The following is an 11,258-nucleotide window of genomic DNA, read 5'->3' on the forward strand; positions in this document are numbered from 1 at the left end:
GCAAAAATTTTCAAGATTGTTTAAGGCTACTTTATATCCCACCTGTATCCCCTCATTTTTTGAAGTGATTTTAATTATAAATGAATTATATGAATATACAAGTTTAACAATTATGCCTTTACATGGTGAGAAAGTATTAAACTTAAACTTTGGAGTGTGAGTATATGCGCATACTACAACTACACTGTGATAGTATAGAGTATACTCCTACAAAAAAAGAGATAAAATCAGCTGAAGATATTGAGAATCCTCAAACTCAAAAACTAGAAGAGATCGTGGTTGTTTTTGTCGCAATGGAAGAAGGTGATGACTCTTCAGTTGCAAAAAATGCAATGTCACAGATAAAAAAGTCTATGGAAAAAATTGGTTGTAAAAAATTACTGTTATATCCATACGCTCATCTTAGTTCCAATTTAGCAAAACCTTCTACTGCCATGATGTTGCTCAAAGAGATGGAAAATAGCGCATCTGGTCTTGAAGTATCCCATTCACCATTTGGATGGACCAAATCATACAAATTACAAGTAAAGGGGCATCCTCTAGCTGAGAGTTCTAAAATCATCACAAAAGATTCCACAAGTTCAAAAGATGATGAGATTACATCTGAGGCCCTAAAAGGTGAATCTAAAATTCGCTCAATTTGGAAGATTATGACTCCTGATGGAGTAATGACAAATATTGGAGATTTTAATTTTTCAAAAAATAAAAATCTAGAGATTTTAGCAAAATACGAAGCAGCAAAACAACGACGTGTAGATGAGCCACCACCACATGTTGCATTAATGAAGAAGATGGGAATAGCTGATTACGAACCTGCGTCAGACTCTGGCAACATGAGATTTTATCCTAATGGACGTTTAATAAAATCATTAATTGAACGCTATGTTACTGATAGAGTTAAGGAATATGGCGGGTATGAAGTTGAAACACCAATTATGTATGATTCAGAACATCCAAGTATGATCAGCTATTTTAATAGGTTTCCTGCGCGACAATACAATATTAATTCAGAAGGGAAAAAATTATTTTTGAGGTTTGCTGCATGCTTTGGTCAATTCTTAATGGCAAATCAATATCAATTATCTTACAGAAACTTACCGTACAGACTATACGAGTTAACACGGTATAGTTTTAGACGTGAACAATCTGGCGAGTTAGTTGGTCTGAGACGATTAAGAGCATTTACAATGCCTGATTGTCATGCATTTTGTAAGGACATCGATCAAGCCATAGATGAGATAAAGACAAGATTTGATTTATCTCAAAGTGTTCTTCATGAACTTGGAATTGAAGGATCAGATTATGATATGGCGATTCGTTTTACTGAAGACTTTTACAATGAAAATAAATCTGCAATTGAAGAGATAGTAAAGAAACATGGTAGACCGGTACTAGTTGAAATGTGGAAAGAGAAATTCTTTTACTTTGTTTTAAAATGGGAGTTTAACTTTATTGATAATCTTGGAAAGGCATCTGCTTTATCCACTGATCAGATTGATGTTGAAAATGGCAATAGATACAATATTGATTTTGTGGATGAACATAATCAAAAGCAAAATCCAATCATTTTGCATAATTCCCCCAGTGGTGCAATAGAGAGAATAATTTATGCTTTATTGGAAAAAGCAGCCAAAAAGATTAAGGAAGGACAAAAGCCACAATTCCCATTATGGTTAGCTCCAACACAGGTTAGAGTAATTCCATTAAAACAAGAGTTTAATAATTTTTGCGAAAGTTTAGTTGATAAAATTTCATCAAACGACATCCGCATTGACATTGACGATAGAAATGAGAGTATAGGAAAGAGAATTCGTGAAGCAGAAAAAGAATGGATTAGATACATTTTGGTAATTGGTGAAAAGGAAACAAATTCACAAAATCTAAGTATACGAGATCGGAAAACAGGAAATGTCAGAGAAGTATCTTTTGATGATTTTCTAAATGAGATCAAAGAACAAACGGATGGAAAACCATTCACGGGTTTGAATTTGCCGAAACATCTATCAAAGAGACCCCAATTGATGGTGTAAAATGAGCTTTCTGGACTTGTACATGAATAGAAACCCACTGATCACTGCATCAGATGATGATTCTGAACCTGTTGCAACCATTTTTGGTGTTCCATTTGATGCAACACACTCTTACAAGCCAGGTTGTAGATTTGGCCCCGATGTAATTCGTGATTCATTTAACAATATCGAGATTTTTCACCCTGATCTTCAAGTAGATTTGGAAGCAGCCAACATCGAGGATTTGGGAAACACTAGACATACTGTTGTGGCATCAGAAATGATTGATATGATAAAAAAAATTACCACTGAACTTGTTGCAAAAAAAAGACAGTTATTCATTTTGGGAGGTGAACATTCTATCACATATGGAACTTACACCAGTTTTCCAAAAGAGACGGGATATGTTGTGTTTGATGCTCATTATGACTTGCGAGATGAATTTGCAGACATTAAATTAAGCCATGCATCATATCTTCGAAGAATTGTAGAAGAAAGAGGTGCTGAAAATATCCTACATGTTGGTGCCAGGGCTTTTGTAAAAGAAGAACTAGTGTTTCTTAAGGAGAATAACATCAAAACTATTACCGATAGACAGATTAGAGATGGAGACGGACCACGCCTCCTAAAAGATTACGTATCTACATTTGATACAATTTATTCGAGTTTTGATCTGGATGTACTAGATCCTGCATATGCACCAGGTGTTGGAAATCCTGAAGCTGTAGGAATAACTTCAAGGGAATTGTTTGACATGATCCATACATTTGAAGAAACAAAAATTGTGGGAGTAGACATTGTGGAACTAAACCCTTATCATGATAACGGTGCAACTGCATCGTTAGCTGCAAAAATAATTTCTAACTTGATTGCCATTAACTTGTCTCAACTTAAATAATTTAGTACATCGTCTACCAAAGAAATAGATTGTTCCAATTGGAATTAAATTTCAATTACGATCACAGATAAAATCATAATTTGGAGGATGCTCATAAAATAGCATCATATTTTCATCATTTTTTTATACTGATCCTTCTAATCTATGCCTAATCTTACAAATATTGACTCTGGTTTTTCATGGATTTATCCTCATCACTTTATTAGATGGGAAAATTGGGAATATCACATGCTAAACAATTTGCGTGAGTCACTTCGACCTGCACTTGAAAAAATAGGTAGGGGATTTGCATTAACGGGTTTATCTCCTGATTTTTGGACTTTTGTAGGTCTTTTGTTTGCCATAACATCTGCAGTTGTTTATGGCTTGGGAATTGAATATGGGTTAATCATTGGTGGTGTTTTGTTACTTGTTTCAGGATTCTTTGACATGGTTGATGGTCAAGTTGCGCGAGTTACAGGCAAGACTTCGGTTAAGGGTTCATACCTTGATTCAATGTTTGATAAAATTGCAGAAGTAGCAATATTTTTAGGAATTTTGATTGGAGGATATGCTGAACCATATCTTGTGTTGCTTGCAATAACTTTGTCTTTATTGGTAAGTTATGCACGAGCAAAATCTGATGCAATAAACATAAAGTTGCAAGGAATTGGCATAGGTGAAAGAGCAGAAAGATTATTGGTAATTGCGATAATTGGAATTATTGGATTTATTGAATATGCAGTGATCATAGTTGTGATAATTGCAGGGATCACTTTAATTCAAAGAATGATTGTCACAGTAAAAAACATTCAAGAAAAAGACTAACGTAATTTTCCGCGTTTTCTTCTACTATCTTCTGATCTAATTTTCAGAATTTTAAAATGAATTGCACATGAAATACAATAGTGTTTCAAGACTGTTGGTGACGCAATATATGCTCCCTGCGCACGTAGTTCTTTTGCCAATGTATGTTCAACAAGATTTAATCGAGATGTAACTTTTTTTGCCTTGTCCTTAGGAACTGTTTGTCCACAGTTTGTACATTGTACTGTACCCGAGGATCCCTTTCCTCCTTTTGTACGACCTCTACTTGCACGCTTAAGTGGCATGAACCTGAACAAATTTGCCTACTTATATTCTTGATGCCTGTTTTTTGTAGATTATGACAAAGATGACTACAGATATGATGATGACAAAGATGACGATAATGACAAGTCAGAAAGAGAAGAGAGAAAATCAGATTGTATGAAAAAATAACAAAATTCTTTTTTTAATCATACAACTTTTTACAAAGTTCTTAACTCAATCGTCTCCAATAATAATATGCAACACTACCAATGCTGTAAGTAATATCACAAGACCGAACTGGCCATGAAGCAACTTGCCAAATATTTTGGAGTTTCGAGATGATGTGTACTTTAGCAATAATCCACTTACCATCATCACACTCATCACTATGGCCAAAGATAGAGAAATTGAATCCAGATGCCTGAATAACATCAGACCATGAGTCATTCCCGCAAAATATCCAATAGAATTGAGCATTATGTGAAAATTTAGAACTGGTTTGTAGACAGTTCTGATCTGTTTTGCGATCTGTATTGTCGAACTGCTTGTCTTAAGTGCATATCTTCGGATTTTATTCATTGCAATAAAAGGTACGTTTGCCATTATTCCAGCTCCAACTGCAACCCATCCTAGGTTTTCTACAATGTCTTCTGCATCGTCATCATTGTCACCGGCATATGTTAGAGTTGGAGGAATCACCAGTAATATCAGTACTGTCAAAAACACAACAAGTTTCAGACCATTTTTTTTATTTGTCATGATTTTAGATGTGATTTTCTTTTTGAGGATGTGATCTTAAACGCAGTGTAAACTACTGATACTCCAATTGCTGCAATAGTGCCATACAGGATAACATTACCTATGTCTGTACCTAAAGGAATTCCTTCATCATGATGTTCTCTTTCTCGTTTCATTTCTCCATAACCCTCTCTATCATCATCTTCCTCTTCGGCATATACAGTTGGAATTATGTATGTCGTCGATAACATAACAAACAGTACAAACACAAACAAAATAGGTTTCATATGTGGTCGTGATTTAAGATTTACAGATTTAAAGAAAGTATATTATTTTCAGATATGGAAATCAAATTCAAAAATCAATAACGGGAATCTGGAAATCAATTATATTCGATTATCTCTTACTTGGAACAGTTTGCAAAACCAAATCTTTGTTATCACGGTAATTTTATCTGTTTTACTTTTGATTCCTACTGGTGTCTATGCAGAAAATATTTTCAGGGAAACAGAGGCTTTTGGACAGTATCCTGATATTGGACAGATTATGGCAGAAAAGATTACCTTTGAGTTTGGGGACGATATGTTTGATATTTATTATGGATACAAGGGAAGTCTTGACTCCATGGGATCTAAATATGAAGAACCAATATTGTTTTCTATGACAATCAACGAGGAAAGAAAATCAATTGAAATCATCATGGAAGATGTTCCTGAGAAAACTGATTTTTGGGTAAGAATACCACCTGAAGTGCTTTATGCAGAAGGTGAAAAATTCACTGTTCTGGTAGATGGTGTGAATACTGGATATGATCTGATCATTTTTCCAAATGATTATGCGATTGGATTTATCATTTCAGAAACCACCGAAAATATTGAAATCGTCGGAACTAGGGTTATTCCTGAATTTGGATCTTTTTCAATCATGATTCTAGGAATTTCAATAGTGGGTTTGGTTTATTTTATTCAACAAACATCATTTGGTAGAGTTCGGATAAGAAACAATCCCAGTAAATAATAAAGAACAAGACAAATCTAGATATAATTTTTGAAATTAAACCAATCTTGAAGGATATTGGATTAAACTCAAGATAATGAATTTAAATTAATGTCAGAGTGCAAAATAAATCGCCCTAACTGTATCTCCTGACATGTTGTACTTTCATCATAATTTGAACCAAAATGTGGCTCCAGACGGTTAATCGTGACCCTACTTAACATCACACTACAAATGGAAATCACACTAATGGCTAATGTTCAACACGATAAATGTATTACAAGAAGATGAAGTCCATTATTCAACAATCAGTATAACTCTTAGAATAATGGGAAAACTACAAAAGCATCAAAAACAATCTTTATTTTTTAATCAAAAATTGAAGAATGTTCAAACCGTGGGTACTGGCATTTTACAAGGAGAAGATATCTTTTGATCCTCTAAACCTAGATAGATTCCCATAAAGACCAAGATTCAAGAATGTCCTTTCACTTGGAAGTATCCTTGTCAAGGATTCTAACTAAAATCAATTTAAGCAGTAATTGTTGTAATGCTTCATATCGTATTATTTTTGAATAAGTAGGTTTTTCGTGCATTGTACTCTTGTAGGATGCTAGTAAATAATATCTATTTTATGCCTGAGATGTGCCAAAAATTACCATATCTTTTAATCTTAGATCTAATTATTCTATATGTTATCAGATGCACGGTCTTTGTCATAATTGCTTTACATCTGGGACTAAAATTGAAGTAATTAAGGGCAGAATTCTTTGCAAAAAATGTATTGAAAAAAACAATGCAAAAAACTAAATCACGATTCAGTAAATGAAATGAAATGAAATTAGCTATTTTTTCTCACTGTACAATAGATTCTATAAATCTTAAAGATCAAACCTATGAACAAATTGGAGGATCTGCTTGCTATTGCGGACTTACGGCACGAGAATTCAAGTTTGATGTGGACTTGTTTACAAAAATTGGTCCTGACTTTCCAAAACAGTATCTTACTCAAAATAAAATCAAATTCACAAATGCTGAATCTAAAAAAAATACTACAAAATTCAGCATCTCAATTACAGGATCTGACAGAGTCCTAAAACTTGAAAATGAATGTGAGCCTATAGAGTATTCGAGGGTTAATGCTGATGGTCATCTTGTTAGCCCAATATATCATGAGATAACTGATGATACTTTTAAAAAAATAAATGATGATTCAAATTTTCTTTTTGTAGATCCTCAAGGTTTTCTGAGAAGAAAAGATTCACAAAACAATATTTTTTTAGAAAAGACTAATCTTGATTTATCTGGTGTTGATGCAATAAAGGTTAATCCTGAAGAATCTCAACAAATTGTTAGTGGTACTCATGATGAAATGATGTTAGCATTACAGAAAAAAGGAGCTAAGTATGTTTTATTGACAAACAAAGAAAATGTTTCTCTTTTGGTAAAAGATAAGGTATACTCTATAATTCTTCCAAATAAGCAAATTCATGACACCACAGGGATAGGTGATATTTTCTGTGCTACATTTGTATGTACGATGCTCAAAGAAAAAGACTTTTTGTGGGCATTGTGTTTTGCAGGAGGTGCTGCCCAAGCTGCACTTGATTCAAAAAATCTAGGTTTGCAAAAAATTCCTTCAAAAGGAACAGTTCAAACAAATGCCTCATATTTTTATAATTTGGTAAAATTTAGAGACATATAATCATCATTCTTTTATTGAACATGATTGATTGATTCTTCTATGCAAATAGGAATTTATGGTTCAGGAACTACTGAATCAGCGGCAAGGACGATAAAGAAAATACTTGACGATTCAGGAATCAAGTCGTTTCCAATTGGTAAATCTAAAAACAAGGAATCGGACTGTGTCATTGTTTTAGGTGGGGATAAGGGGGTTAGAAATTATTTTCATAGGACATTTGATTCCATCTCTCCAGTACTAGGAGTGAGTGAAGGTGAGGCAAGTGGTTTTTTAGCTCAAGTTGAACTTAGAGAATTTTCGGCATATGTTAGTATTTTAAAAAGACAAAATTACGTTGTAGAAGAGGTTCCACGATTAGGAGTAAAGATTGATGGAAAAAATGTTTACCCAGTTCTAAATGATGTTGCAGTATTTTCATCAAAGAGTGCAATGTTGATGGAGCATACACTTCGAGTAAATGGCGATGAAGTATGGCACGATAACAGTGACGGGGTAATTATATCAACCCCAATTGGATCTTCAGCTTACTCAATGTCTGCAGGTGGTCCTGTACTGTTTCAAGATTCTGCGGTATTTGAAATAATTTCTGTAAACTCACTGGATGTTACAAGAAGGCCAATTATTGTTTCTAACAAAAGTTCAATTGAAATTGATGACATCTCTGCAAGGTTACACTGTGAAGTTATTCTTGATGGTTTGGATAGATACAAGGTAAGTAAGATTGTTGAGTGTTCTCAATTCCTTCCACCTGCAAAAATTATCAGACTTAAAAAAGACTCGACAGCAATTTCTGCGTTGGCAAAAAAAGTACATCTTGCAGGAGAATTACTTAGTATGCCTCCAAGCTCAAAATTACTATTGAAGACATTAGAATATGAGGGTGCATTGACCCAAAAAGATTTGGCAAATAAAACATTACTTCCAGATAGAACTGTCAGATTAGCCTTGAGTCATTTGCTGAAAAAGGGATATGTGAAGAAAAAGGTATCAATTAGAGATGCTAGACAGAAAATTTATGAAATATCTAGAATAGAATAATCTCTTTGATGTTATTTTTTAGGAAATTTACTGATATATGATTAGTCATTTTGCCTAGATATACCAACATTTTGAATATTTTTCAAGACACTTCTGTAAATAAAATTCATTTATCCAACATCATTTTACTGCCACATACATTACAATTTGTTATCATTCTTTTTTTAAAATTTTTTTAACGCATATAATTTATCAAGTTTTAAATAATCATCATCTAATATTGAGTTTATTTTTCTGCAGATGCCTTTACAAATGCTTCAAAAATTTCTTCTGGGAATCCAGGTCGACTATTAAATTCTGGATGGAATTGAACACCTAGATAAAATTTATGTGATGGTATCTCAAGCATCTCCATTCTTTTTCCATTATCACTTTCAGCTGAAAATATCAACCCATTTTTTTCAAATTCTGGAAGGTATTTTTTATTAATTTCATATCGGTGTCTGTGACGCTTGTTAATTATGGTTCTATGGTAAATTTTTTGTGCCTTTGTGTTGTCTTTAATGAATATTTCATTTGCACCTAATCTAAGGGATCCTCCTATATCTGAAATATCTTTTTGATCTGGAAGTAAATCTACAATTGGATTTATTGCATCACTTTTGATCTCTGTAGAATTTGCATCTTCTAACTTTAGGACATTTCTTCCAAATGCCACTGCTGCCAATTGAAATCCAAAGCATATTCCAAGATAGGGTATGTTTTTCTCACGAGCAAAGTTTGCAGTTTGAATAATCCCCTCTGATCCTCTTATACCAAATCCTCCTGGAACTAGGATTCCATCATATTTTGATAAAATGTTATAGTCTGTAATTGATTCTGAATCAATCCAATCTATATCAATTGAATTACCTATTTTTGCTCCTGCATGTTTCAGTGCATGGTTTACACTAACATAACTGTCTGCAAGTGTAACATATTTTCCAACCATTGCAATCTTTATCTTCTGGCCTTCATGGTTCACCATGTTTTCTGTAATCTTATTCCATTGGTCCCATTTGGTAGATGTATTGACCATACCAACCTTTCCAAATTTTGTAAATATCGAATCCATAATTCCTTGATCATGAAGCATCTGTGGGACTTTGAAAATGGACTTTGCATCATGACATGATAAAACGTCTTTTGGTGTGACATTTGTAAACATTGCAATCTTTTTCTTGGTTTTCTCTTCTAGTGGAAGAGTACATCTTACTGCCAAAAAATCTGGCTGAATACCTATTCTTCTGAGTTCCTGAACACTGTGCTGAGTCGGTTTTGTTTTTTGTTCTCCTACTACATCAAGCGATGGTGCTAATGTCACATGAACAAAAATCACACCTTGGGGGCCTTCTTCAACTTTCATCTGTCTTAGTGCCTCTAAGAAGGGTAACGATTCTATGTCCCCCACAGTACCCCCACATTCTACAATCAAAAAGTCTAATTTTTCATCTTCTGCAATTTTTCTAATTCTATTTTTTATCTCATCAGTCACATGCGGGATAATCTGAACACATGCTCCTAAATAGTCTCCTTTTCTTTCGGCCTCAATTACAGAAGAGTAAACTTGAGCCGTTGTAATGTTATGACTTTTAAGAATATTTTGATTTAGAAATCGCTCATAATTTCCAATGTCCATATCACATTCACCACCATCTTCAGTAACAAAGACTTCTCCGTGAGCGACGGGATTCATTGTACCTGCATCATAGTTAAGATATGGATCTATTTTGACACATGATACTTTTTGATCTACTAACTGTAATAATTTTGCAATTGAGGAAGTAGTTACACCTTTTCCAAGACCTGACATTACACCTCCTGTCACAAAAATAAACTTCGTCTGCACATCAATGAAACAAGCATCTGGTTTTTGTATGTTTTGTCGATCTTGAATAGTTGAAATACCAGATTATATACATCAATAATATGAGAGTAGACTTTTTTGCTTTATCGCTATTCATGTTATTTAGTATAGGATTTGGGAGTTTGGCCTTTGCTGAAACATATAATATTAAAATTCCATCAGGTGCAGCAGATCCTAATGCTCCTTATTTTTGGTCTGAAAAATCAACAGGCGTAACTACAGGTAAAATCACGATATATCCAGGGGATTCAGTTACTTGGAGTAATGCAGACACTGCATTTCACACAATTACTTCAGTTACTAAAGATGGTCAAGTAGATGGTCTCTTTGACAGTGGTTTTTTCACTGCTGGAAAACATTACACTAGACAATTTAATGACATTGGCGATTTTTACTACTTTTGTAGCATACACCCTTACATGAATGGAGTAGTTCATGTAGTGAATAATCCTGGAAGCGTTAGATCAATTGATGGTGTAGCTTCTGGATACACCGATGACGGTTTAGGATTTAAGATCAAATACATTTTAGACACCAATCTCCAAAAGGAGGTTCATGTAGATCCTAAAGGAAATACATTAACATTTACTATTTCTGGCGATACATTAAATGAACAAATCATATTAATTTTGCCTTCAAATCTTATTGATGAACCAAACACCGCTTTAGTAGATGGAAACATGGTGGATTTTACAAGTGAAGAATCATCTACTGGAACCAAATTAACAATTCCAATAGAACCACATTCTAGAGAGATTAAAATTATTGGCACCCATGTAATCCCTGAATTTGGATTCTTGGCAATTAGTATACTAAGTATTGGTTTATTTTCTACTTTATTTATGGCTCGCTCTAAATTTTCTTTATTCAAATAGTTACGATCTTTACAAGTGTATAAAAAAAATTCTTTTTTTTAATAAATTTTTGTTTTTTTTACCATAGTTTTTTTATTTTTCTTTGAGCTAAATTCCTTGAGAA

At 33.7% G+C, this 11,258-nt stretch carries 11 protein-coding genes; 7 read left to right on the forward strand and 4 right to left on the reverse strand.

Annotated elements, in window-relative coordinates; translation table 11 throughout:
- Nucleotides 1–164: 164 nt before the first annotated feature.
- The 3 genes from OEM44_00560 (at nt 165) to OEM44_00570 (ending at nt 3,714) form a co-directional block, all read left to right on the forward strand.
- On the forward strand, nt 165–2,030 hold the full coding sequence (locus tag OEM44_00560; GenBank protein MDH3515290.1) for a threonine--tRNA ligase: 1,866 nt from the start codon (nt 165–167) through the stop codon (nt 2,028–2,030).
- 1 nt (nt 2,031) lies between these two features.
- Nucleotides 2,032–2,907 carry an agmatinase gene (gene speB / locus OEM44_00565; GenBank protein ID MDH3515291.1) on the forward strand — a complete coding sequence of 292 codons (876 nt, stop codon included), beginning with the start codon at nt 2,032–2,034 and terminating at the stop codon, nt 2,905–2,907.
- Nucleotides 2,908–3,135: 228 nt separating this feature from the next.
- Complete coding sequence (locus OEM44_00570) at nt 3,136–3,714, forward strand: CDP-alcohol phosphatidyltransferase family protein (GenBank protein MDH3515292.1); 579 nt, start codon at nt 3,136–3,138, stop codon at nt 3,712–3,714.
- On the opposite strand, the gene OEM44_00575 is transcribed toward OEM44_00570, so the two are convergent.
- The 3 genes from OEM44_00575 to OEM44_00585 form a co-directional block, all read right to left on the reverse strand.
- Entirely contained in the window at nt 3,711–3,998 is a 288-nt protein-coding gene (locus OEM44_00575; protein MDH3515293.1) for a 30S ribosomal protein S26e, read from the reverse strand. The genes OEM44_00570 and OEM44_00575 overlap by 4 nt on opposite strands.
- A 193-nt stretch (nt 3,999–4,191) precedes the next feature.
- On the reverse strand, nt 4,192–4,716 hold the full coding sequence (locus tag OEM44_00580) for a hypothetical protein (GenBank protein MDH3515294.1): 525 nt from the start codon (nt 4,714–4,716) through the stop codon (nt 4,192–4,194).
- The gene (locus OEM44_00585; GenBank protein MDH3515295.1) at nt 4,713–4,982 is read right to left on the reverse strand and encodes a hypothetical protein; all 270 of its coding nucleotides are present in this window, start codon (nt 4,980–4,982) and stop codon (nt 4,713–4,715) included. The genes OEM44_00580 and OEM44_00585 overlap by 4 nt, the downstream gene beginning before the upstream one ends.
- A 130-nt stretch (nt 4,983–5,112) precedes the next feature.
- Between OEM44_00585 and OEM44_00590 the strand changes: the two genes are divergently transcribed.
- The 3 genes from OEM44_00590 to OEM44_00600 all read left to right on the forward strand — a co-directional run bounded on the left by OEM44_00590 (nt 5,113) and on the right by OEM44_00600 (nt 8,434).
- Entirely contained in the window at nt 5,113–5,712 is a 600-nt protein-coding gene (locus OEM44_00590; protein MDH3515296.1) for a PEFG-CTERM sorting domain-containing protein, read from the forward strand.
- A gap of 814 nt (nt 5,713–6,526) precedes the next feature.
- Nucleotides 6,527–7,396, forward strand: coding sequence for a PfkB family carbohydrate kinase (locus OEM44_00595; GenBank protein MDH3515297.1), 870 nt, complete (start codon nt 6,527–6,529; stop codon nt 7,394–7,396).
- A 39-nt stretch (nt 7,397–7,435) separates the two neighbouring features.
- Nucleotides 7,436–8,434: a sugar kinase gene (locus OEM44_00600; GenBank protein MDH3515298.1), complete on the forward strand. Its 999-nt coding sequence runs from the start codon at nt 7,436–7,438 to the stop codon at nt 8,432–8,434.
- 226 nt (nt 8,435–8,660) lie between these two features.
- Here OEM44_00600 and pyrG read toward each other — a convergent pair whose 3' ends face one another.
- Nucleotides 8,661–10,262, reverse strand: coding sequence for a CTP synthase (glutamine hydrolyzing) (pyrG, locus tag OEM44_00605; protein ID MDH3515299.1), 1,602 nt, complete (start codon nt 10,260–10,262; stop codon nt 8,661–8,663).
- Between the two features lie 80 nt (nt 10,263–10,342).
- Here pyrG and OEM44_00610 point away from each other — a divergent pair, with 80 nt between their 5' ends.
- On the forward strand, nt 10,343–11,155 hold the full coding sequence (locus OEM44_00610) for a copper-binding protein (protein ID MDH3515300.1): 813 nt from the start codon (nt 10,343–10,345) through the stop codon (nt 11,153–11,155).
- Nucleotides 11,156–11,258 lie beyond the last annotated feature (103 nt).

The organism is Nitrosopumilus sp. (assembly GCA_029862745.1).
In the GTDB taxonomy this organism is placed as follows: Archaea; Thermoproteota; Nitrososphaeria; order Nitrososphaerales; family Nitrosopumilaceae; genus Nitrosopumilus.